At 62.1% G+C, this 22,754-nt stretch carries 17 protein-coding genes; 13 read left to right on the forward strand and 4 right to left on the reverse strand.

From position 1 onward, the window contains the following. Positions 1-79: 79 nt before the first annotated feature. The 5 genes from D0Y96_RS06710 to D0Y96_RS06730 all read left to right on the forward strand — a co-directional run bounded on the left by D0Y96_RS06710 (position 80) and on the right by D0Y96_RS06730 (position 7,148). Positions 80-1,957 carry a sensor domain-containing diguanylate cyclase gene (locus D0Y96_RS06710; RefSeq protein WP_147324953.1) on the forward strand — a complete coding sequence of 626 codons (1,878 nt, stop codon included), beginning with the start codon at positions 80-82 and terminating at the stop codon, positions 1,955-1,957. Between the two features lie 309 nt (positions 1,958-2,266). Continuing rightward, complete coding sequence (locus D0Y96_RS06715) at positions 2,267-2,899, forward strand: RNA polymerase sigma factor (RefSeq protein ID WP_158562265.1); 633 nt, start codon at positions 2,267-2,269, stop codon at positions 2,897-2,899. A 91-nt stretch (positions 2,900-2,990) separates the two neighbouring features. Beyond that, the gene (locus tag D0Y96_RS06720; protein WP_117298547.1) at positions 2,991-3,686 is read left to right on the forward strand and encodes a zf-HC2 domain-containing protein; all 696 of its coding nucleotides are present in this window, start codon (positions 2,991-2,993) and stop codon (positions 3,684-3,686) included. 169 nt (positions 3,687-3,855) lie between these two features. Beyond that, a complete protein-coding gene (locus tag D0Y96_RS06725; protein ID WP_117298548.1) occupies positions 3,856-4,668 on the forward strand; it encodes a choice-of-anchor P family protein in 813 nt (270 codons plus the stop codon). Between the two features lie 311 nt (positions 4,669-4,979). Beyond that, positions 4,980-7,148, forward strand: a complete 2,169-nt coding sequence (locus D0Y96_RS06730; RefSeq protein ID WP_350448992.1) for a CHAT domain-containing protein — start codon at positions 4,980-4,982, stop codon at positions 7,146-7,148. Positions 7,149-7,833: 685 nt separating this feature from the next. On the opposite strand, the gene D0Y96_RS06735 is transcribed toward D0Y96_RS06730, so the two are convergent. Beyond that, positions 7,834-8,580 carry a TlyA family RNA methyltransferase gene (locus tag D0Y96_RS06735; RefSeq protein ID WP_117298737.1) on the reverse strand — a complete coding sequence of 249 codons (747 nt, stop codon included), beginning with the start codon at positions 8,578-8,580 and terminating at the stop codon, positions 7,834-7,836. A 103-nt stretch (positions 8,581-8,683) separates the two neighbouring features. Here D0Y96_RS06735 and D0Y96_RS06740 point away from each other — a divergent pair, with 103 nt between their 5' ends. From D0Y96_RS06740 to D0Y96_RS20695, 5 genes are all read left to right on the forward strand, one after another. Further along, positions 8,684-9,277 (forward strand): sigma-70 family RNA polymerase sigma factor, encoded by a 594-nt coding sequence (locus D0Y96_RS06740; protein ID WP_117298550.1) that lies wholly within the window; start codon positions 8,684-8,686, stop codon positions 9,275-9,277. Then, entirely contained in the window at positions 9,274-10,092 is an 819-nt protein-coding gene (locus D0Y96_RS06745) for an anti-sigma factor (RefSeq protein WP_117298551.1), read from the forward strand. The genes D0Y96_RS06740 and D0Y96_RS06745 overlap by 4 nt, the downstream gene beginning before the upstream one ends. Positions 10,093-10,245: 153 nt before the next feature. Next, the gene (locus D0Y96_RS06750; RefSeq protein WP_117298552.1) at positions 10,246-10,965 is read left to right on the forward strand and encodes an ROK family protein; all 720 of its coding nucleotides are present in this window, start codon (positions 10,246-10,248) and stop codon (positions 10,963-10,965) included. Between the two features lie 83 nt (positions 10,966-11,048). Then, a complete protein-coding gene (locus D0Y96_RS06755) occupies positions 11,049-11,309 on the forward strand; it encodes a type II toxin-antitoxin system ParD family antitoxin (RefSeq protein ID WP_117298553.1) in 261 nt (86 codons plus the stop codon). A gap of 2 nt (positions 11,310-11,311) precedes the next feature. After that, complete coding sequence (locus tag D0Y96_RS20695; protein WP_117298554.1) at positions 11,312-11,614, forward strand: type II toxin-antitoxin system RelE/ParE family toxin; 303 nt, start codon at positions 11,312-11,314, stop codon at positions 11,612-11,614. 69 nt (positions 11,615-11,683) lie between these two features. On the opposite strand, the gene carB is transcribed toward D0Y96_RS20695, so the two are convergent. The 3 genes from carB to D0Y96_RS06775 all read right to left on the reverse strand — a co-directional run bounded on the left by carB (position 11,684) and on the right by D0Y96_RS06775 (position 18,639). Then, a complete protein-coding gene (gene carB, locus D0Y96_RS06765) occupies positions 11,684-14,980 on the reverse strand; it encodes a carbamoyl-phosphate synthase large subunit (RefSeq protein WP_117298555.1) in 3,297 nt (1,098 codons plus the stop codon). A gap of 108 nt (positions 14,981-15,088) precedes the next feature. Next, positions 15,089-16,219 (reverse strand): glutamine-hydrolyzing carbamoyl-phosphate synthase small subunit, encoded by a 1,131-nt coding sequence (gene carA / locus D0Y96_RS06770; RefSeq protein WP_117298556.1) that lies wholly within the window; start codon positions 16,217-16,219, stop codon positions 15,089-15,091. 215 nt (positions 16,220-16,434) lie between these two features. Beyond that, a complete protein-coding gene (locus D0Y96_RS06775) occupies positions 16,435-18,639 on the reverse strand; it encodes a TolC family protein (protein WP_117298557.1) in 2,205 nt (734 codons plus the stop codon). A gap of 269 nt (positions 18,640-18,908) precedes the next feature. On the opposite strand from D0Y96_RS06775, the gene truA reads away from it, so the two are divergent. From truA to D0Y96_RS06790, 3 genes are read left to right on the forward strand one after another with little or no spacing between them, the layout of a single operon-like run. Next, positions 18,909-19,745 (forward strand): tRNA pseudouridine(38-40) synthase TruA, encoded by an 837-nt coding sequence (truA, locus tag D0Y96_RS06780; protein ID WP_117298558.1) that lies wholly within the window; start codon positions 18,909-18,911, stop codon positions 19,743-19,745. 20 nt (positions 19,746-19,765) lie between these two features. Beyond that, a complete protein-coding gene (locus D0Y96_RS06785; RefSeq protein WP_117298559.1) occupies positions 19,766-21,058 on the forward strand; it encodes a M20/M25/M40 family metallo-hydrolase in 1,293 nt (430 codons plus the stop codon). Positions 21,059-21,108: 50 nt separating this feature from the next. Continuing rightward, positions 21,109-22,659, forward strand: coding sequence for a S10 family peptidase (locus tag D0Y96_RS06790; protein ID WP_199480196.1), 1,551 nt, complete (start codon positions 21,109-21,111; stop codon positions 22,657-22,659). Positions 22,660-22,754: the final 95 nt, after the last annotated feature.

A 22,754-nucleotide genomic window follows, 5' to 3' on the forward strand; every position in this document is an offset into this window, starting at 1 on the left:
GCCGGATATTCCGGCAGTTATAGCCGTAATTGAACTTTCTTGCCCGCCTGTATTCTTACGGGTAGGCTGTTAAGCACACTTGTACTCACAGATGCAGCTCACCTCAGATACCGGGCGAAATCACCCGGCCGCACAAAACCCTGCAACCCTGGCGGCCCTGCTCATCCTCGTTATCGCGGCTTCCTGGGTGGGATTGCGGTACACCGCGGGCTTCGATCACATCGCTCCGCTCTGGAGCACGAACGGCCTGCTTCTCGCCTTCCTGCTCCTGAACCCTGTGCGGCGCTGGCCGGGTTTCCTGGCGATTGGTTTCACCGGTTTTCTTCTTTCTCATCTCATAACACGAAGCGCCCTCGCCGATAACTTCTGTCTCAGCCTCTGTGATCTCGCCGAAGTTACTCTGGCCGCCTGGCTTCTTACCCGCTCCGGGAAGAAAATTACAGATCTGACACACTCCCCGCAGCTTCTGCGCTTCGCCCTCTACGGCGTTCTCATCGGACCCGCCGCCGGAGCTCTCCTCGCCACCCTCATTCTTCGCCGTCCGCACGCCGTCCCCTGGCGGAATGCCTTCCTCTGGCTCTTTCTGCCCGACGCTCTGGGCATCGCCGCAGTGGCCCCGGCCGTCCTCGCTCTCTTCGGCGAGGAGCCGCTGCGCCTCTTCGCTTCGGGCCGCCGCCGCAAAACGCTGCTCCTGCTTTCCCTCCTCATCCTCGTCTCCATCACCGCATTCTCAACCGGGGGATTCTTTCTCAGCTTCCTGATCTTCCCGCCGCTCGTTCTCGTCGTGCTCGAGCTCGGCTGGGCCGGCGGAGTCATCGGCATTCCCTTCATCGCCTTCGCCGCCAGCCTCATGACGCTCCACCGCTACCGTGTCGGACCGCTGCCGTATCCGCCGCTGCTGCAGCGCCTTCTGGTGCTGCAGGCCTTTCTCGCCGCCATCATCGTCAGCGTGAATGTCGTCTCGCTCGTCTTTCATGAGCGCAGAAGGCACACCGACCTCACCCGCGAAAATGAGCGGCGCTTCCGCATGCTTGCCGAGAACGCGCGTGACGTCATCGTTCTCACCGATCTCGACGGACGCAGGCTCTACGTTTCGCCCGCCGTCACGCCCATCCTCGGCTGGGCGCCGCGCGATCTGGTCGGCGGCTCCTTCCACACCGATGTCATCCACCCCGACGATCGTCCCGCTTTTCAGCAGACCCTTGACGAAGTGCGCAAGTTCGACCGCGGCCAGATCATCATCTACCGCTGCCGGAAAAAAGGCGGCATGTATGTCTGGATGGAGGCCAGCCTCAGTCTCTATCGCGACAGCCTCACCGACGAGCCCATCGGCTTCGTCAAAGTGGCGCGCGACGTTTCAAGACGCAAGGCCGCCGAAGAAGAGCTGCAGAATGCCTACGAGACGCTCGAAGCGATGGCCATCGTCGACGCCCTCACCGGCGTCGCCAACCGCCGCCGCTTCGACGATGCGCTCGATCATGAGTGGCGCCGCGCCGTCCGCTCCGGAACCTCTCTCGCCCTGCTGCTCATCGACGTCGATCACTTCAAGTCCTACAACGATATCTACGGCCACGTGCGCGGCGATGCCTGCCTGCGCGAGATTGCCGCCGCCGCCCTTGAAGTCGTGCGCCGCTCCGCCGACATCGTGGCCCGCTTCGGCGGTGAAGAGTTCGCCGTGATCCTGCCCGATACAGAGGAAACCAGCGCCGCCGCTCTTGGCGAAGAGATTCGCGAAGCCGTCATGCGCCGCGAGATCGAGCACGGAGGTAACCAGCCCGGCATCGTCACCGTCAGCATCGGCTGCACCGCGGTCGTCCCCCCCCGGGGCAGCAAGGCGGTCACGCTCGTGGAGTTCGCCGATGAAGCGCTCTACCAGGCCAAGCACGAAGGAAGAAACAGAGTGAAGACCCGCCGGCACTCTCTCCCGTCCGCCGGCCATCCGGAAGAAACCGCGTGACGCCTCCTGCTCTTCTCGGGGCCCTCCGGCCAGAGAAATGCAGAAAATTTACCTGGCAAAGTAATTACGGTACCCGTGGGACGATCTTCAGCGTTCGCCGCCTCAGCCACTGCCCGGTAATGGACGATTCACCGGCAACAGGCCTGCCGCCTCACCCCGTCGCCCCGCTGTCCGTTTCCCCGGATCATGCCATCCAGGATGCCCCCGCAACATTCCTTACCCCATCTGCTCTGCAGCATGTATCATTCCTGTTGTGTTTCATTCCCTCCCCCAAATGAGACTGAAGTACTCTGTTTTGAGGACCATAGCTTGGAGTTCCATAAGTTCGATGAAGTTTATATTGAGAATCTTCGCGTCGGTGATCCTCGCACCGAGGCGCATTTTGTCAGCTATTTCAGCGAGCTCATTCATCTCAAGCTGCGTTCTCGCCTGAATTCCCGTGACGCCATCGAAGACGTGCGGCAGGAGACTTTCGCTCGTGTCTTCGCCCTTCTCCGCGGCAAAGAAGGCATCCGCAACGCCGCCGCTCTCGGCGCTCTCGTTAACTCTATCTGCAACAATGTGCTCCTCGAGCAGTACCGCTCACAGGACCGCAGCGACTCCATGGAGGATGCCTCGGAGATGGACATCCCTGCCGAAGGACGCAGCGTCCTCGGCGAAGTCATCTCCATGGACACCCGTAAAATCGTCGGCCGCATCCTCGACCAGCTTCCCGCCCGCGACCGCCTCCTGCTGAAGGGCATTTTTCTTGAGGAGCGCGACAAAGACGAGATCTGCCGCGAGCTCGGCGTCGACAGGGAATATCTTCGGGTACTGGTGCATCGCGCCAAACAATCGTTTAAATCGTCTTATATCAAACAGATAAAATCACCTCCGGGTTCCGGTGGAAGTGGATCGAGTTTTGGACGACACGTTTACGCCCCTGCTGCACTATTAAATTGAAGTGATTTTGAGCTGAGCGGAATCGGAAGTAAGAAGCACAGGAGATCGTTCCAAAGCGATTTCGGCGCCGCTCATATTGAGGAACCGGTCCATGGACCACAAGGATGCAATTGGTATATCGGCAGTTGAGAAATACCTGCTGCACGAGCTGACACCCGAACAGCGCGACGCCTTCGAAGAGCACTACTTCGGCTGCGAAGAATGCTTCTCCGATCTGCGCTCCGCACAACTGTTTCTGGACGCGGCGAAACTCGAGCTCGCCAGGCAGCCGGAAGTCATGGCGCCTGCCGTCAGTAAAGATAAAAAGCTGATCCGTTTCCCGCTGTTCATGAGGCCGGCCGTGCTCATTCCCGCCATGGCCGCCATGCTCGCCATTATCGTCTTCCAGAACGCCGTTACGGTTCCCTCTCTGCGCGGCGACGTCGCCTCTCTCGACCGTCCGCAGCTTCTCTCCTCCGTGGCCCTGGCCGACGGCAGCAGCCGCGGCGGCCCCACGCCCGAGGTGGTCACGCAGCCGCATCAGCGCTTTGTGCTCTCCGTGGATATCCCTGCCCAGGATCGCTTCTCCAGATACACCTGCTCGCTCTATTCCCCCTCCGGCTCGCGTATCTGGACGATGACCATCCCGGCCTCCCGCACCACAGACGCCGTACCCATCAGCATCTCCCCCGATACCACGAAGGCCGGCGTCAATACGCTGATCATTCAGGGCATTCCGAAATCCGGAGGGGACGCGACCCCCGTCGATCTCTCGCGGGACTCGTTTCTTCTCACCATTCGCTCCTGACCTTCGCAGCGGTCAGGGAGCAGCGCACGGGCCTCCGGCCGGTTCTCCGGCCTCCGATGTAAAAATGCGCTCGTAAAGTCGGCTCGCACTTCTATATTCGTTGACCTTCCCCCAGGGCGTTTCTATTGTGGTAAGTGCAGCCGCAATACGACCGTTCGAAAGAGGAATTATGGCAACGGACAGGGTTCACTACTACCACGCCGACGGCAATGCCCTCGGCGGCACGCTCAATCACCCGCTCGGAAGCGTCGTGCCTTCCCAGGCCGAGCTTTCTTTACCCGCGGCGGGCGGCTTCACCTCAAAACGCACCGGCAACTTCAACTACGGCGAAATCGTCCGCATTGAGAACGCCTACACGCACGCCCTCGGCTCGGTCAGCGATAAAAACGGAAACTTCACCACCCTCATCAGCTCCGTCGTCGAGGGTCTGAACATTCTGGAGATCGTCACCGCCGACCGCATCGTGGCCCAGATCTCCGTCGAACACCCGCGCCACGAAAAGCGCCATCCCAAGGTGAACTTCATCGGCTCGCAGTACGTCAATCTGCGCATTGCCGGCCAGCCCATCATTCCCAAAATCAATCCCCGTATTCTCACGCCCGCGCCCAATCTTCCCGACACCGCCGTCTACTACGACCGCGAGTTCCGCAAAGCCATCCGTGAGCAGCACAAATCACGCGGCGGCCACGAGACCCTGCGCGAATGGATACATGAACGCTACGGTTGGGTAGAATCCGAAGAAGAGCTGCATGAGAGAGGCTATCTCCATTGTTCGCTGGTCGACACAATTTATGGCGAATTTCCGGGAGAGACCTACGGTCACTGCGTGAACATTCCGGATGTCGGCAAATTCTACTTTGGCGAAGTGGTTCTGGACCAGAACTCGTATCGCGTGATCATGCTGCAGGCCGAGCTCGGCTGCCCCGTCTCGGGCAAAGTGAGCGTGGCCACCGGCGGCGTGAATGGCAGCACCTCAGGCTGATTTTCCGTTTGATTATCTTTCCCCTCCTACTCCTGCTTCCAGGCTGCAAACACAGATCTTTACCGCAACCTGAAGCAGGATACCGGACGGTTCAAACTCTCTATCTACATGGAGAGTTAACTGAAGCGCAGACAATGGCGCACGAACTCTCTCTCGAGTTTGAAAAAACACGCCCTCGCTGGGCTTGGAAGTTTCGCTTTCTGGAAGCCACTATCCGTCTCCAGCAGGGGCGATCTTCAGATGCTCTTGTCATCCTGAAAACCCAGCTCCCCCCCAAGGCAATGTCAGATGATCTTCTGATTCGGCAGAGGATGCTTCAGGCATGGGCATATGTGAGTCAGGGAAGCATCTCCCAGGCAGAACAGGAGCTACAGCGTGCGCGCATATTATGTTCAGATGATCGCTGTCCACTGCGGGGGGAACTTCTTGGCATCAGTGGAATTGTAAGTATTAACCGTGGCGATTTATCTGATGCAGAGCTGAAATTCCAGCAAAGCCTGGCGGTCGCACGCCACCAACAGGACAAATATCTCGAAGTTAGAGCCCTCTCGAATCTCGGCGTCGTAGCTCTACGCGAAGAACATTTTGATGAAGCTCTTGACCGGATGAACGAATCATCAGATATCGCTCGATCTATTCGCGCCCGCCTGCATCTTGAAAGAAACCTTGGAAACATCGGCTGGGCCTATCACGAGATGGGAGATTACGAACGCGCTCTGGCCAGCTATGAGCAGGCCAGGGAGCAGGCGGAAAAACTCGGCGCTGTCCAGGACCAGGTGAAATGGACCGCTGCCGCTGGACATGACACCTGGTATCTGGGCAATCTCAAGGACGCCATCGGCCTGCATCAGAAGGCGCTCGTCCTTGCTGAAGCCATTCATGATGCTCCCGATATCGCCGCCATCCAGGTCAATCTTGCCTATCTCGCCTTCCAGTCCGGCGAGACCGACGCGGCCCGCAGCTATGCCGCTGCCGCCCTCAACACCGCGCAGTCGATTCACGATCAGCGCGCCATGCTCGACCTGCAGACCCTTCAGGGAGCCATCGCCGACAAGACCGGTGACCACTCCGCTGCGCTGAAGGCCTTCCTCCAGGTGCACGCCTCCTCCACGCCTTACCCTGACCTGCACTGGGACCTCGAGGACCGCATCGCCGGTGTCTACGCCGAGCAGAACCAGGCCGCCGCCACCGACACCTGGTACAAAAAAGCTATCGGCTCCTTCGAAGCGCAGCGTCCCCCCGTCGCCAGCGAGGAGTCCAGCCTTCCCTTCTTCGCCAACGGTGACAAGATCTACAGCGACTACGCCGGCTGGCTCATTCGCCGCGGCAAAACCGAAGACGCTCTCCGTCTCCTCGACTTCGGTCGCGCCCGCACGCTCGAGATGGGACTCGGCGTCACCGCAAAACTTCCCCACTCGCTCTTCGAGCAGGGCCTCGATCCCAAAGCCGTGGCACGAAAGCTGCACGGTGTCATCCTCTCCTGGTGGCTCGGCGACGACGAGTCCTGGCTCTGGGCCGTCAGCGGCTCGCAGGTGCGCTTCTACCGTCTGCCGCCGAAGGCCGAGATCGCCGCCCGCATCCGCGCCTACGGCGACGCCATCCTCAGCTCCTCCGACGTCGTTGCGACGGGCGACAGGAACGGTCTCGCGCTCTATAACATGCTCATCGCTCCCGCCGCCGCCATGATCCCCAAAGGATCGAAGGTCTTCATCATCTCCGACGGCAGCCTCGACGAGCTCAACTTCGAAACCCTGCTCGTGCCCCGGCCCGTGCCGCATTTCTGGATCGAGGACGTGACCCTCACCAGCGCCGACTCGCTGCGCATGCTCAACGCCTTCGCCACGCATCGCGCCGCAAAGACGCCGAAGGACCTGCTCCTCATCGGCAATCCTGTCTCTCCCGGCGCCGAGTACGAAAACCTTCCCAACGCCGCAACCGAGCTGCAGGACGTGGAAGATCACTTCCCTGCCGCCAAGCGCCTCGTGCTGACCGGGCGGCAAGCCGTCCCCGCCGCTTATGCGGCCAGCGATCCCGCGGAGTTTTCCTACATCCACTTTGTCGCTCACGGCATGGCCAGCCGCCTCAGCCCGCTCGACTCCGCCGTCGTGCTCTCCCGCACGCCCGGCGATCCGGACAACTTCAAGCTCTACGCGCGCAACATCATCCGCCATCCCATTCATGCCGACCTGGTAACGATCTCCGCCTGCTACGGCTCGGGCTCGCGCGAGTACGCCGGAGAAGGCCTCATCGGCCTCTCCTGGGCCTTCCTCCGCGCCGGATCGCACTACGTGATCGGCACACTCTGGGAGGCCAACGACGCCTCCACGCCCCAGCTCATGGATCGCCTCTACAGCGCGCTCGCCCAGGGCCAGGCTCCCGACTCCGCTCTGCGCGACGCCAAGCTCTCCGTCATTCATTCGCGGAGCATCTACCGGAAGCCGCTCTACTGGGCAACCTTCCAGCTCTATGGCGGCGTCTGATCCGGCAGGGATATCTGTAACGAAATGACTGCTGATCTCACTACCCCACAGGCAGGATGAAGCAGGTACCCTGATCGAAACTGCCCTGTTCCATACCCTCGGAGGAAGCAGGACTCCGGGGTAATGATTTCGCTGTCGGCCTGGTAACTACTCCCTCATAGCTCAGATTTATCCGTTGCAATGGTCCGTAAAGTGGCATAATGGCCCGCACGAGACCGTTCGACTCCCCTTGTTTCTCTTTTTTGCTGCATGATGCCTGGTTCTCAAAGTCCGAAAAAATCCGCACTATGCGATTCGACCGGACGTTGTGGAGAAATTATTTCGCAGGAGATGATATGTCTCGGCAAGAGCACGACAGTCTGCAATTCAGCAACAGCTCCCGGTCATCGGCTCCCCCATCTCACCAACGAACTGAATGCTGCAAAGATAACTATAGTTATCCGTCCAGGACAAAAGAAGATATAACTTATTCCGACATGCCTCTGATGGAACGCGTACTTCAGTTCCTTGACAGTTATCCGGCTGCGCATGGCTCAACGGGCGTGCCGAACCGGTTTGCCAGGGCATGCTGACATCATCCTGCTTTTAGTCTGTTGTTATTGCAGGATAAGTAGCCGTGCAGAAGGAAGATATGCGGCTGACCATGGTTGCGGCTGCCTGCATCATGCACGGCAGCGCTTCCTGATCACCACCGGCAGTGCAGCAGAAACTCGCGGTTCCCCTCGGTTCCCGTAATCGGCGACTCCATCACATCTGCATCGCTGCCGCCCAGCGCCGTCACGCATTCCCTGACTCGCTCCACCGCCAGACGATGCGCCGCAGCGTCGCGCACGATGCCGCCCTTGCCTACATGCTCGCGGCCCGCCTCGAACTGCGGCTTCACCAGCACCACCGCCTCCAGCCCTGCGTCCTGTCCAGTCTCCCGGGCAATCGCCCGCACCACAGCCGGCAGCACCAGCGTTGCTGCAATAAACGACACATCCATCGACAGGAAGGATATTCCCGCCGGCAGCGCCCCTGGCTTCAGAAGACGCGCATTCGTGCGCTCCATCAGCGTGACCCGTGCATCGCTTCGCAGCGATTGCGCGATCTGGCCGTAGCCGGTGTCCACTGCCAGCACCCTGGCCGCGCCGTGCTGCAGCATGCAGTCGGTGAACCCGCCGGTCGACGCGCCCACATCAAGACAAAACCGTCCCGTCAGATCGATAGACCAGCGCTGCAGCGCAGCTTCCAGTTTGATTCCACCGCGGCTCACGTAGCGCGGCTCTTCTCCCAGCAGCCGCAGCACGGCATCGGCAGACACGCTGTGCCCCGGCTTCTCGACCTTCTGTTCGTCCACCAGCACGCGTCCGGCAAGAATCATCGCCTGCGCCCGCTCCCGTGTCGGCGTCAGTCCGCGATCCATCAACAACTTGTCGAGGCGTATTTTCATGAGAGGAAAAATCGATGCTGTAAAACCCGCAGACGGCGGTATCGCGGCGATCTGCATCTATTGCAATGATCTGTAACGATGGAATACCTTGAGTTCTTGCGGCATGTCGAAGGATTCTGAAAATCCGGCAGGTTCTCTGTCCCGTTCCTCCGACAGAGCTCCCCGAGCCACAGAGCAGCAGGACTCCGTCCTTCTGTCGCTGATCCAGGCCGGAGATCAGTCCGCCATGTCCGTCCTCTTCGATCGCTACGCCTCTTTAGTCTACTCGGTTGCGCTCCGTGTGCTGCGCACCCCGGCTGAGGCCGAAGACGTCATGCAGGAGATCCTGATTCAGCTCTGGAAAAGCCCCGGAGCCTTTGTTGCAGGACGCGGCTCACTCGGCGCATGGCTCGCCGTCGTCGCCCGCAATCGCGCCATCGACACACTGCGCCGCCGCCGCACCGCCGACCCCATCGAGTTATTCGACCTTCCCGCAACCGGCGATCTCGCCCGCACCGCCGAGCGGAACGTCCTGATGGAAAAGGTTCGTATTGCGATACAAACATTGCCCGGCGAGCAGCAGAAGTCGCTGGAGATGGCATTTTTCGAGGGCCTCAGTCACACAGAAATTGCAGAGAAAACCGGAGAGCCGCTGGGAACGGTGAAAACCAGAATCCGTCTCGGCCTCCTGTCCATCAGAAAGGCATTGCAGTCTTGAGCGCGCAGCACATCCCGGAAGACGACCTGACCCTCTACGCCATGCAGGCGCTCGCGCCTGACGAAATGCGCGAGGTGCAGACGCATCTGGATCAGTGTGCGCAGTGCCGCGATGCTCTCGCGTCCGCACTCGGAGACATGGCGCTGCTGGCTCTCAGCGTGGAGGAGCAACCCCTGCCCGCCGGCGCGCGCGAGCGCTTCCTCAGCCGCATCGACGAAGCCCCCGCCGGCATCGCCGTCGTCGAAGCTCCCCGTCATGAAACTCCCCGTTCGGAGTATCCGGAGGAGTCCTTCCGCCGTGGCAGAACCGGCATCTTCGGCTGGCTCGGATGGGTCGCTGCCGCAGCCTGCCTCGCCGGCGCCGTCTTCCTGTACAACGGAAACACCCGTCTGCAGCGCGAGCTCAGCCAGACGGAGTATCAGAACGCGCAGTACCAGGCCGGCATGCAGCGCGCCCAGGATCTCATGGATCTTCTCACCGCTCCGCAGGCCTCCCAGGTCACGCTGACGGAGACGAAGCAGATCCCGCATCCCTCCGGACACGCCATCTATCTTCCGAAGAAGGGCGCGCTCATCTTCGTCGCCAGCAATCTCAATCCGCTGCCGCCGAACAAAACGTATGAGCTCTGGCTCATCCCCGCCAGCGGCAAGGCGCCCGTGCCCGCCGGTCTCTTCCGTCCCGATACCTCCGGAGCCGCGTCCATCGTTCTGCCGCCGCTTCCCTCCGGTGTTGCCGCCAAAGCCTTCGGTGTGACCATCGAAGATCTTCAGGGCTCGCAGACTCCCACACTGCCCATCATCATGTCGGGCGAGTAGCGTGCGCAGACCGGCTCATACGACGGCTTTCCGTGTCCATGCGGCATAAACGCAGACAGCCTCCGCATCCTTCACCGAAAAAGCTCAGCCGCGGCTCCTCCCTCTGCCGAGCTTTCGCCTTCCATCGCGCATCCACTACACTGTCGGGGTCTTATGCCAACAAAGAAACGCTCTGCCAGGCAAGCCGTTACCCTGGCCGTCGACATCGGCGGCACCGGGATAAAAATCATGACACTCGACCACGCGGGCAAGCCTCTCTCCGAGCGCCTGCGCGCTCTTACGCCCGATCCGCCCACGCCGTCGCGTATGCTTTCCGTGCTCGACCGCCTGCGCGCGAAGGTCGGAGCCTTTGACCGCGTCAGCGTCGGTTATCCCGGTGTCGTCAAGCAGGGAGTCACCCTCACCGCCGCCAATCTTCATCACAAATGGTTGGGCTTTCCTCTCCAGGCCGAGCTTGAAAAGCGCTGGAAGAAGCCCGTGCGCGTCGCGAATGACGCAGCCGTTCAGGGCTTCGGCGCCATCCAGGGCCGCGGGGTCGAGCTCATCATCACGCTCGGCACCGGCATGGGCACGGCACTCTTCACCGATGGCCGCCTCTGCCCCGGCCTCGAATTCGGCCACCACCCCTGGCACAAGGGAAAGAGCTACGAAGACTTCCTCGGCCGCCGCGGCCTGAAGAAATACGGCGAAAAGCGGTGGAACAAGCTCCTCGAAAAAGCCATCGCGCAAACATCGGCCACCTTCAACTGGGACCACCTCTATCTCGGCGGCGGCAATGCCAGACTGATCTGTCTCAAACTGGAGCCCAATCTCACCATCGTCTCCAATGAAGACGGCCTGCTTGGCGGCGCGGCGTTGTGGCGCTACGAGTAAAAAAGGCGTGCAGGCCGGACGGAAACCACTTTATGGCAATTTTTGCCATAGCGGTGCTACGCTAACGATGTACGGGAGCAGCCATGCCGACTCGCAACGTTCATCTAACTCCGGAACTCGACTCCTTCGTGAGCGAAAAAATCCAGAGTGGCCGCTATGACAATGCCAGTGAGGTCATCCGCGCCGGCCTTCGGGCACTCGAACAGGCGGAGCTGGAAGACAAGGCAAAGGTCGAAGCCCTTCGGACCGCGATTCAGGCCGGTATCGACAGCCGCATCGCAAAGGGTGATGTGATTGGCCGGACCCGCGCCTATCTTCGCGAGCTTGCGGCAAAGACGGCCTGAGCTTGCGGGTATATCGTCTGTCGCGCCTCGCGGAAGCAGACCTTAGAAACATTGTTCATTACACATTCGCAACCTGGGGAGAAGAGCAGGCAGACCGTTATCTGAACGGTCTGGCGGAATGCTTTGGCCGCATCGCGCAGATGCCTTTACTCGGGCGGGCGTGCGATTCCATCTATCCGGGCTTCCGGCGTATGGAAGAAGGAAGGCATGTCATCTTTTACAGACCGGAGGAGTATGGCGCCTTTATCAGCAGAGTTCTCCACCAGAGCATGCTGCCGGATGAGCAGATATTCACGGATCGCTGAATATCCCGATCTTCTCCGGCTCACGGCAGTCGCCTGACTGCCGTAAGCTCCTCATCGAGAGAACAGCAACTATACAGCCACCCGCGACGCATGCAGATACTGCAGCGGATTTACCGTCGTCTGCCTGCGCTGGAGCGCGGCAATCCCTTCGGCCGCGGCGCGGGCCGCAGCCAGCGTGGTGATCGTCGGAATGCGCGCCAGCACGGCAGCGCGGCGAATCGCCTTCTCATCGAAGAACGTGTCCTGCCCGTGCGGTGTGTTCACGATCAGCTGAATGCGGTCGCCCTTGATCAGATCGACGACATTCGGGCGGCCCTCCTTCACCTTGTACACGCGCTCGACCAGCATCCCCGCCTGCTCCAGAACCCTCGCCGTTCCCTCCGTCGCAACCAGGTGGAAGCCAAGCTCCACATACTGCCGCGCCAGATCGGCGAAGTTCGTCTTGTCGCGGTCGTTCACGCTGAAGAACACCGTGCCCTTCAGCGGCAGCGTCAGGCCCGCCGAAAGCTGCGCCTTGGCAAAGGCCTCGCCAAAGTTATCGGCCACGCCCATCACTTCGCCCGTCGAGCGCATCTCCGGTCCCAGTACCGTGTCCACGCCCGGAAACTTATTCCACGGAAACACCGGCGACTTCACAAAGTAGTGCGCGCCCGTTCCCAGGTCTTTGCGCTGCGCTATATTCTGCGGCAGAAACTCCCGCAGCTTCCGGCCCGTCATCAGCCGCGAGGCAATCTTCGCCAGCGGCACGCCCGTGGCCTTCGACACATACGGCACCGTGCGCGAGGCGCGCGGATTCACTTCGATCACGAAGACCTTCTCCGCCTGTCCCGCCTTCCGCTGAATCGCAAACTGCAGGTTCACCAGGCCGATCACGTTCAGCGCCAGCGCCAGCCTGCGCGTATAGGTGCGCAGCGTCTCCAGCGTCGAGGCCGACAGATCCACCGCAGGCAGCACGCACGACGAGTCGCCCGAGTGTATCCCCGCCTCTTCAATGTGCTGCATGATGCCGGCAATCACCACATCCTCGCCGTCGCACAGCGCGTCCACGTCCACTTCCACCGCATCTTCGAGGAAGTGATCGATCAGCACCGGCCGCTCCTGCGAGTACTCGACGGCCTCCTTCATGTAGCGTGAAACCGCATCGCTGTCGTACGCGATCACCATCGCGCGTCCGCCCAGCACATACGAAGGCCGCACCAGCACCGGATATCCGATCCGCTCCGCGCCCGAAACAGCCTCTTCCACACTCGTCGCCATCACGCCCGGCGGCTGCGGAATCTCCAGGTCTTCGAGCAGTTTTCCGAAGCGCCTGCGGTCCTCGGCAAGGTCGATCGACTCCGGCGACGTTCCGATGATCGGCACGCCCGCCGCCTTCAGCCGCAGCGCCAGGTTCAGCGGTGTCTGTCCTCCGAACTGCACGATCATGCCGATCTCTGCGCCGCTCGAAGCCTCATGCTCGTACACCGCCAGCACGTCTTCGAGCGTCAGCGGCTCGAAGTACAGACGATCGCTCGTGTCGTAATCCGTCGAAACCGTCTCCGGATTGCAGTTCACCATGATCGTCTCGTAGCCGTCTTCCTTCAGTGCAAAGGCTGCGTGGCAGCAGCAGTAATCGAACTCGATGCCCTGCCCGATGCGGTTCGGGCCGCTGCCCAGAATAATCACCTTGCGCTTCGCCGTCGGCGCCGCTTCGTCTTCCTCGTCGTAGGTTGAGTACAGATACGGCGTCATGCTCTCGAACTCGGCCGCGCACGTATCCACCAGCTTGTATACCGGCCGCAGCCCCTGCTGCTGGCGCATCTCGCGCACACGCGCAACGCCTTCTTTGCCGGCAAGCCCCCATCCCTCGGCCAGCCGCTCGTCCGAGATGCCCATGCGCTTCGCTTTACGTAACAGCTCCGGTGACATATTGTCCGGCGACTCCGCCGCCACCGCCGCAATCGTGTCCGTCACTTCCTTGATGTGGAAGAGGAACCACGGGTCCATCGCCGTCATCCGCGCCACTTCGCGCACGGAAAAGCCCTGGCGGAAGGCAAAGCGAATGTAATCCAGCCGCTCCGGCTGCGGCGTCACCAGCCGCTGCGTCAGACGCCGCGGCTCCAGCACTTCGGCTCCCACCCGCTTGCCGGTTTCGAGTGAGCGCAGCGCCTTCATCAGCGATTCCTTGAAGGTGCGGCCGATCGCCATCACCTCGCCCACCGACTTCATCTGCGGGCTCAGGTTCTCATCCGCGCCGGGAAACTTCTCGAACTGCCACTTCGGAATCTTGACCACGACATAATCGATCGTCGGCTCAAAGCACGCCGGGGTCATCTTCGTAATGTCGTTCGGAATCTCATCGAGCGTATAGCCCACCGCCAGCTTCGCCGCGATCTTTGCAATCGGGAAGCCCGTCGCCTTCGACGCCAGGGCCGAGGAGCGCGACACGCGCGGGTTCATCTCGATCACCGTCATGCGTCCCGTCCCCGGATGCACCGCGAACTGCACATTCGAGCCGCCCGTCTCAACGCCGATCTCGCGCATCACGCGAATCGCCGCATCGCGCATCGACTGGTACTCCCGGTCGGTCAGCGTCTGCGCCGGAGCCACCGTGATCGAGTCGCCCGTATGCACGCCCATCGGATCGAAGTTCTCGATCGAGCAGATGATGATGACGTTATCGGCGAGATCGCGCATCACCTCCAGCTCGAACTCCTTCCAGCCCAGCACCGACTCTTCGATCAGGCACTCATGCACCGGCGAAAGATCGAGTCCGCGCGAAAGAATCTCCATCATCTCTTCGCGGTTGTACGCAATACCGCCGCCCGAGCCGCCCAGCGTGAAGGAAGGACGGATAATCGCCGGAAAACCGATCTTCGCCGTGAAATCGATGCCGTCGCGCAGGTTGTTCACCAGCGCCGAGCGCGGCACGTCGAGGCCGATGCGCGTCATCGCGTCCTTGAACAGCAGCCGGTCTTCGGCCTTCTTGATCGCTTCGAGCTTCGCGCCGATCAGCTCCACGTCGTACTTGTCGAGAATGCCCGCATCCGCCAGATCGACGGCCAGGTTCAGCGCCGTCTGCCCGCCCACCGTCGGCAGCAGCGCAAATTTTCCGGTGCGGCCTTCGTCTCTGAGCATCTGCGACTCGATGCGCAGAATCTCCTCGACGTACTCCTTCGTCAGCGGCTCGATGTACGTGCGATCGGCCAGCTCCGGATCGGTCATGATCGTGGCCGGGTTCGAATTCACCAGCACCACTTCATATCCCTCGGCCTTCAGCGCCTTGCACGCCTGCGTGCCCGAGTAGTCGAACTCCGCCGACTGGCCGATCACGATCGGCCCCGAGCCGATCACGAGAATCTTGGTGATGTCATTCCTGCGTGGCATCTCTGCTCTGCATCCTCTGAAAAGTGTTCTTCGCTGATCTCATAAAAATGGCGGGAGACTATGCCCCGCCATTCGGACCATGCAACATAAAAATTTGCTGCTGCCGTTTCATCCCTTCCACTCCTCCATCATTTTGCGGAAGTCATGGAACAGATAGTTGGAGTCGTGCGGACCGGGGCTCGCCTCCGGGTGGTACTGCACGCTGAAGAGCGGCAACGTTCTGTGGCGCAGCCCCTCCAGCGTATTGTCGTTCAGGTCGATGTGCGTCAGGTCCACTTCGTTCACGTTCATCGACTCCGGATCAACCGCGAAGTTGTGATTGTGGCAGGTGATCTCCACCTTACCCGTCACGCTGTTCTTTACCGGATGATTCCCGCCATGATGCCCGAACTTCAGCTTGTACGTTCTGCCGCCCAGCGCCAGCCCGATCAGCTGATGCCCCAGGCAGATCCCAAAGATCGGCTTCTTCCCCGCCAGCCTGCGGATATTCTCCTGCGCGTAGGTCACCGGCTCCGGATCGCCCGGCCCGTTCGACAGAAAGATGCCGTCCGGATTCAGCGAAAGCACATCCTCCGCCGAGGTCTGCGCCGGAACCACCGTCACCCGGCATCCCTCGCGCGACAGCATGCGCAGAATGTTGTGCTTGATGCCGAAGTCGTACGCCACCACGTGCAGGTCAGGCCGCGCCGTCTCCTCGACCGGCTCATCGGTGCGCAGCGGATCGACGCCGTCGTCCTCCCACTCATAGCGCGCCTTGGTCGAAACCACCTTCGCCAGGTCCGTCCCGTCCATCCTGCGGATCGCGCGCGCCTTCTTCACCAGCGCATCCGGATCGCTCTCGATCGACGAGATTACGCCCCGCATCACGCCGTTGGTGCGCAGATGCCGCACCAGCGCCCGCGTGTCGATCTCCGAGATCGCCGGCACCTGATACCGCTCCAGATATTCGTCCGTTACCTGCTGTGAACGCCAGTTCGAGCTGATCGGGGAAAACTCCCGTGTCACCAGGCCTTCAATATAGGGCTTGTTCGCTTCATTATCGGCAGCGTTGGTTCCGTAATTACCAATCTGAGGATTGGTCAGAACCACAATCTGCCCGGCATAGGAAGGATCGGTGAATATCTCCTGATAGCCGGTTAAAGAAGTATTGAAAACGACTTCGCCATAGCATTCGCCTTTCGCGCCATGGCCCTCACCGCGGAAGATGCGCCCGTCTTCGAGCGCAAGAATCGCCTGCATTGCTTCTCCGTCGAGTGGATTCAATAGATTCTATCAGGTGATGGCGGCCCATGCGAGGGAACTTCTGCCCATGCACGCATTCTCTGCAGAAGCACCTTCCACCGCGCCCCGCAGCTCCCGGAGCAATATGCTCCGCAAAGAAAGAACAATACGCTCCGCAAAAGAAAAACGGCCCGGAACACATTGCCCAGGCCGTCTCTGTCTGCCGCTTCCCGTTACTGCTGCGGAGGATTTGCAGGCGGCTGCGGCTGAGAAGCAGGCGGCTGTTCCTGATTCTGCGGCTGCTGCTCCTGCTTCTCCAGCTGCTGCTGCTGCGCCGGAACCGTCACTTCCTGCTCCTGCTTTGCCGGCTCCAGCCCCGGAATCGTCGGCTGCGTATTGATCGTTCCCGTCGCCGCGTCTGCAATCGAGATCCCGTAACGATCCAGCGTGCTCGCCAGAAGCTCCGCCAGGTTGGCACGGTCGATCGCATAACGCGCCGTCGTCGAGATCACGCTGTTCTCCGCCGTCGCCAGGTTGCGCTGCTGCTGCAGCACATTGGCCGTCGTCGACGCGCCCAGATGCAGCTTCTTGATCTCCGAATCCAGACTCTGCCGGTTGTAGTCCCGGTTCGCCAGCGCCGCCTTCACCGCCGCGCGATCGTTGGTCAGCGCATACTGCCCGTTGATCACGTTCATGTGGATCTGCACATACGCCTGCGCCAGCCGCATCTGCGCCTGGCGGTACTCCAGCATCGACCGCGCCTGCTCCGCCTGGCCCGTCCGGTTGCGGATCGGAATGTTGATGTTGAAGCCCACGCCCTTGTTCGGCGAGCTGCCGTTGAACAGGTTTCCGAAGGCCGTAGAGTAGTTCACGCTCGCATACTGGTTCGGCGGGCATGGAACGACGGCTCCGCTGGTATCGAAATTCAGGCAGTTCGGACCCTGCGCGCCGCCCTGAGCCGATGCCCCGTAAAACGCATAGACATCCACCTGCGGCAGCAGGCCGTTCTTCACGCCCTTCAGTGTCAGCTCGTCATTCTTCAGCGTCAGAATGTCCTGCTCCACCGCCGGGCTGTTGGCATCCGCCTGCCGTACCAGATCGTCCACCGCCGTGTGCTCCTCCGGCGTCTCCAGCAGGCTCACGCGGTCCGTGGGAATGATCGGCGCATTCGCCAGCCGCGGATCGTCCAGGTTCCGCGAGATGGCCTGCTTCATCACCAGCTGCTGATACTCGAGGTTGCTCTGCGAGGTAATCAGCGCCTGCTGATCGCTCGCCACCTGGCTCTGCGCGTTCACCACGTCCAGCGGAGCCAGCGTGCCGATCTGCAATTGCTTCTGGTCGTCGGAGAGCAGCCGCGCCGACTGATCGATCGCCCGCTGCTTCGCCTGCAGGTCTTCATACGAGCTCACCAGGCCCCAGTAGATGTTCTCCACCTGGTTGATCGTGTACAGCAGCTGCTCGCGGAAGGCGGAATCCGCAATCCGGCGGTCATTCTGCGCCTGCACCATAAAGCGTCCGTTCACGCCCCACCCAAAGCCCTGCAGCAGGTGCTGCGTTACCTGCGCGTTGAACGATGTCGACAACTGCGGGCTATAGATGGTGAACGGGGCATTCGTCGTCAGGCGGGTGTTCTGGAAGCCCACCTGCAGCGCCGTGCCGGTAATGAATCCCTGGTTGTAGGTGAAGTTGTACTCGTTCGTATTCGCGTCGGTTGCCGAAAACGAGCTCACCGGAGGAAGATGCTGCCGCTCCAGCTGGATCGTCCCCGTCAGATACGGGTCCAGGTTCTCCGGGACCGTTCCGCCGCCGTTGGTCGATAAAGCCAGTCCGCCCGATCCGGTGCCCGCGCCGCCCGCCGCCGTCGACGTGCCGCCCGGTCCGCCGCCGGTGCTCACCGTCGAGCCCGTGCCGCCGATCGTTCCCGTCACCGTGCCCGCGCTTACGCCCAGCAGCGACGATCCGGCCCGCGCGCGCAGCAGATCGGTATCGGCAATGTTCAGGTTCACGCGCTGAATCGCGATGTCGTAGTTGTTCTGCAGCGCCAGCAGCACCGCATCGCCCAGGCTCAGGTAAATCTTGCCGTCCTTTACCAGATCGTTCAGGTGCAGCGAATTCAGCAGATTCGGAGGCGGCACCGTCACTGCCTCATACGGCCGCAGCGGATTTGGAAAATACCCACGCGGCTTCGCAAAATCCTGATTGCCCGGCCGCATGAACAGCGGCTGGGTAAAGTTAGGCGGCGGAGCGCCGGGCAGCGTCTGCTGCGCCCCGTCCGGCTGGGTCTGCGCCGCCGGCGCAGCCTGAAAACCCATGGCACCGGCCGGCATCGTGCCGACCAGCAGGCAGCAGACCGCCGCCGTGCCCTTTAACTTCTGAAACGTGCTGGAACTGCTCTTTTCCTGCTTCCACTTCTCACCACGCACTGGCAAAAATTGCATTCGCTTCTCCACGATTCACAACAGTTCTGCGATTTGCGCCGCTCCCTGCCCCGGCGTCTTCGCCTTTGCCGAAGATTGCCTTCCGGTCCGGATGCAGCGCTGCCTTCATCCTTTGACCGGGCGACCTCCGGTCTTTCTCAGATACGCGATCTTCCCCCGCTTCGTTCCCCCGTGAACCTGCCAGGGGTAAACCGCTGAGTACGATGCGCATCCCGATTCGTTTTCCTTTAGATCGCACACAGATGGAAAATGATTAAAAATCTTGTGTAATGACGAAAAATGAAGAACATACGTGGAAACTGACCCTCGCCTGGGACGGCACCGGCTTCCACGGATGGCAGGTTCAGCCCGGCCACCTCACCATTCAGGGTACTCTGGCCGGCGCCATCGAGCGCATTACCGGCGAGCGCGTCCTTCCGCAGGGCAGCGGACGCACTGACACCGGCGTCCACGCCCGCGGACAGGTGGCCTCCTTTACCCTCGCCGCGCCCATTCCGCCCGCCAATCTCCACCGCGCCCTCAACCGCGCTCTCCCGGAGACCATCCGCATCCTCTCCGCCGAACACGCGCCCTCCGGCTTCCATGCCCGCCACTCCGCCTGCGCCAAGACCTATGAATACCGCATCTTCCGCGGAGAAATCTGCCCACCCTGGCTCTCGCGCTTCGTCTACGCCCTCAACTGGCCCCTCCAGGTCGACGCCATGCGCCAGGCCGCCGCTCTCGTCCTCGGCGAGCACGACTTCACCTCCTTCGCCGCCTCCGATCCCGATCTCGCCACCCGCAATGCCGAACCGGCCGCAGCCGAAGAATCTCTCCACGGAAAAAGCGCCGGTGTCCGCGTCATCTACGCCTCCTCGTGGCATGAAGAGCGGCACGAAGACGGCGATCTGCTCCTCTATCGCATCCGCGGCAACGGCTTCCTGCACCACATGGTGCGCAACCTGGTCGGCACCTTCCTCGATGCCGGACGCGGCCACATCGCCCCTGAAGAGGTGCGCGCGATCCTCGAGCGCCGCTCCCGCTCCGCCGCCGGACCCACCGCCCCCGCCCGCGGCCTCTTTCTCGACCACGTCGAGTACCCGCCTGCATCCTCGCCTGAGCCCTGAGAGTGCTACGCTGAATTTTTATGTCCGCCGCCCCCACCTCCGCCTATGCCCGCATCGCTAATCTGGCGTCCGATCGCCGCGTGCATCAGGCCTTTCAGTGGATGCACCTCCACGAGCGTCAGATCATGCAGTGGCAGGCCGGTCTCGTCGAGGTACCCGCGCCGCCCTTCGGCGAGCGCCCCCGCGCCGAATGGCTCTGTGACCGCTTCCGCGATCTCGGCCTCCGCAAAGTGCTCATCGATGAGGAAGGCAACGCCATCGGCGAGCTTCCCGGCTCCGATGCCCCCGTCAGCGCCGCTCCCCGCCCCTGCCTTCTGCTCTCCGCCCACATCGACACCATCTTTCCCGCCGGCACGCCCATCGATCCCGTCCTCGACGGCACCCGCCTCACCGCCCCCGGCGCCTGCGACAACGGAGCCGGCATCGCAGCCATGCTGGCCATCGCCGCCGCTCTCCGCCACGCCCACGTCGAGCTCCCCTGCGACCTCGTCTTCCTCGGCAACGTCGGCGAAGAGGGCGAAGGCGACCTTCGCGGCATGCGCCATATCTACCGCCATGCTCCCTGGCGCGACCGCATCGCCGCTCACATCGTTCTTGACGGCGCGGGACACGAGATCGCCGTCACCCACGCCCTCGGCAGCCAGCGCTTCCTCGTCACCCTCTGCGGTCCCGGAGGCCACTCCTGGACCGATGCCGGACGCCCCAACCCCATCGTCGTTCTCAGCCAGGCCATCGCCCGCCTCGGCTCCCTCGCCCTCAGCGGCTCGCCCCGCACCACGCTCAACGTGGGAACCATCGAGGGCGGCACATCGGTCAATGCCATTCCCGAGCAGGCCTCCGCCCGCTTTGATCTGCGCTCCACCGACCCCGAGCAGCTCATGTGCCTCGAAGTCGAGCTGCACCGCGCCGTCGAAGACGCCGTCCTCGACGCCAGGCACGCCTTCGCCGCCGCTCTGAAAGACGGCCACGCCCGCGGCCCCGGCGACCTGAAGTTCTCCATCGCCCGCATCGGCAACCGACCCGCCGGACGCCTTCCCTCCGCATCGCCGCTGTTCGAGACCCTGCGCGCCGTCGACCGCCATCTCAGCATCCGCACCGAGCCGCGCGTCGCCTCCACCGACGCCAACATCCCGCTCTCGCTCGGCGTCCCCGCCTTCAGCCTCGGATCGGGCGGAGAAGGCGGCGGCATCCACACCCGCGCCGAGTGGTACGACGCCCGCGGCCGCGAGCTCGCCCTGCGCCGCATCCTCCTGCTGCTTCTCGCGCTCTCCCACCAGCAGACGCACTCGTCCGGCACCCTCGCCGCCATCTGATCCCGGCAGATCGGATATCCACGCCCGAGCCTGCGCTCCCGCACCGCCCCATGTATCGTATCCACATGAATTTCTATGGATTCCCCTGCGCCGGAAGACGCCTGCTCCTCGCCTTCAGCGGTCTCTGCCTTGCAGCCTCTCTCAGCGCCCCGTATGCCTCCGCGCAGAACGACGCTGCCGCAAAGCCCGCCACCGACAAGGCCGCGGCTCCCGATAAAGTCGATCTGCCGCCGCTTCCGCCCGACGCGCACACCGAGCAGAGCATCCAGATCGACGGCAAAACGCTGCGCTACACCGTCACCGTCGGAACCCTCCCCGTCCGCAACACCGAAGGCAAGCTCACCGGCCAGGTCGTCTACACCGCCTACACCGCCGAGGGCCCCAACCGCCCCGTCACCTTCGCCGTCAACGGAGGCCCCGGAGCCTCTTCCGTCTACCTCAACTTCGGAGCCATCGGCCCCAAACATCTGCAGGTCGGCAACGAGGGCGACAGCCCCTCCGATCCCGCCACGCTCTCCGACAATCCCGGCACCTGGCTCGATTTCACCGACCTCGTCTTCATCGATCCCATCGGCACCGGCTTCAGCCGCTCCCTCGTCCCCCAGGCCGAGGCGAAGAAGATCTTCTACAGCACCACGCCTGACATCGATTACCTCTCGCGCGCCATCTATGACTGGCTGGTGAAGAACGACCGCCTCGCCTCGCGCAAATATCTCGTCGGCGAGAGCTACGGCGGCTTCCGCGGACCGCGCATCACCTACTACCTGCAGTCGCAGCTCGGCGTGGCCATGAACGGCGTCGTGCTGGTCTCGCCGTATCTCAATCCCACCCTCGAAGACGACGGTGACCTCTCTCCGATTCCCTGGATGGTCACCCTCCCCTCCATCACCGCCGCGCACCTTGAGCGCGAGCACAAGCTCACCCCCGACGCCATGCAGTCTGTCATCGCCTACACTATGGGCGACTACGCCACCGCGCTGTTAAAGGGCCGCTCCGATCCCGCCACCACCCAGGCCATGATCCAGCACGTCACCGAGATGACCGGCCTCGAGCCCGAGTTCGTCAAGCTCTCCGGCGGACGCCTCGAAACCCAGGCCTACCTCCGCGAAGTCTTCCGCGAGGAGGGCAAAATCGGCTCCATCTACGACTCCAACGTCACCGCCTTCGATCCCTTCCCCTACGCGCCCGAGCAGCGCTCGAACGACCCCATCCTCGCCAGCATCATCGCCCCCACCACCACTGCCATGGTCGACTTCGTCACCCGCGTCGTCGGCTGGAAGATCGACGCCCGCTACAACGCGCTCTCTTATGAAGTGGCCAATGACTGGGATCGCGGCGACGATCTCCGCCGCGGCTCCGTCGTGCAGCTCCGCGAAGCCGTCTCCGCCGACCCCAAGCTCCGCGTCCTCATCGTCCATGGCTGGAACGATCTCTCCTGCCCCTTCATGGGTTCCCTGCTCACCATCAACCAGATGCCGGTCATGGGCGACCCCACCCGCGTCGCGGTAAAGGAATACCCCGGCGGCCACATGTTCTACTCACGCGAATCCAGCCGCGTCGACCTGCGCAAAGATGTGATGGAGATGTACCGCCAGCACTGATCGCGGCGACAGTATGGGAGGCGTCAAAAAACGCTGCTGAAACCACGCCTCTGCGGAATGCATCCCTCAGAGGCGCAGCGCAGAAGCACCAGGCT

This window comes from Paracidobacterium acidisoli (assembly GCF_003428625.2).
Lineage (GTDB): Bacteria > Acidobacteriota > Terriglobia > Terriglobales > Acidobacteriaceae > Paracidobacterium > Paracidobacterium acidisoli.